Source organism: Hungatella sp. L36, assembly GCF_014288035.1.
Genome location: NZ_JACOPC010000053.1, coordinates 1 through 1092 on the forward strand (window position 1 = coordinate 1; position 1092 = coordinate 1092).

The 1092-nt window shown below is 52.8% G+C and carries 2 pseudogenes; both read right to left on the reverse strand.

Going from position 1 to position 1092, the window contains the following annotated elements:
- Positions 1–189: pseudogene (locus H8S80_RS34550) on the reverse strand (phage replisome organizer N-terminal domain-containing protein); the annotation flags it as partial.
- A gap of 279 nt (positions 190–468) precedes the next feature.
- Positions 469–1092: pseudogene (locus H8S80_RS33875) on the reverse strand (relaxase/mobilization nuclease domain-containing protein); the annotation flags it as partial.

The following is a 1092-nucleotide window of genomic DNA, read 5'->3' on the forward strand; positions in this document are numbered from 1 at the left end:
ATCTTCCAGCAGCACAATGGAGTCGCTGTCAAAAAAGTTCTCTTTCAGCTTGAGGTAGTAATACTTGCGGTTATCTGCCATTGTCCCTGTCCTCCTTTTTCCGGCGTTTGGAGTAGTAGTGGGGGCAGAGTATGATAACCGCCCGGAAGCTCTGCTTGCAGCTATGGGTACAGCCCCGGCAGAGGTCATTGTATGTGATACGATCGCAGGTGGAATTCCCGACTTTCACTTGCCGCAGGAAAAAAGACCATTCCAGCCGCCGTTTCTTGCTCATTCTTGGCATGGGTGCGCTCCTTTCTGCCGTTTCCGCTGGTGTGGCGGTATCGGCGGTAATTCTGTATCATCTCGGTATCATTTTCGGGTTTTTTCTGCCCTATAAGCCCGTTAAAAAATCCTTTGGTATTTGCGGATAGGGTACGGGGCAGCCCCCTTGTTCTGTATAGGTTCGGGTACATTTTGGGGCGGTTTTTATCGTTCCTGTTCCTGCCTTTTCACAGGCTTGCGCTCCCGGTGTAAAATCTGGTCGATATTGCCCTTGACAGTCTGTAAGCGGCGGTATTCCTCCCGTTTTGCCCGGTAATCGTTGTAGCCGCTGTTTTTCTCTTGGATAAGGGTTTCAATCTCTGCTTGCAGGGCTTTATAGCTCGGCAGCTTGGAAATGCCGTTTTCCCTGAAATAGCGGGCGGCTGCGTCTGCTATGATAAAGTCGCTTTCGTACTTCTGACGGTAGGCTGCTTTTGCTTTGGCGTTTTTCTGCTGTTTCAGCCCGTCCCGGACAGGGCGGGTCTTGGAATAGGCAAGCACCTGCCGTTGCAGCTCCTTTTTCCCGTTCAGCGTCTTTTCCATCTGCTTCAGCTCTGTAAGGCTTTCCCGCATGGCGGTATAGGCGGCAGAACAGGCTTCGTCCAGTTCCTCCGGGGAAGAAAAGCCGTACTGCTGATAGGCGGTAACGGTAGCTGCCATTTGCTTTAGGTTGTGCTTTGCCGCCCAGCGGTCATAGCCCACGCCCTTGCCCTCGGCTCGCTTGGCTTCCCGGTCAACCATGCGCTGCAAGGTGTTGTCTGCCGGGGTGGTTTTTGTGGTTTTTTCCCC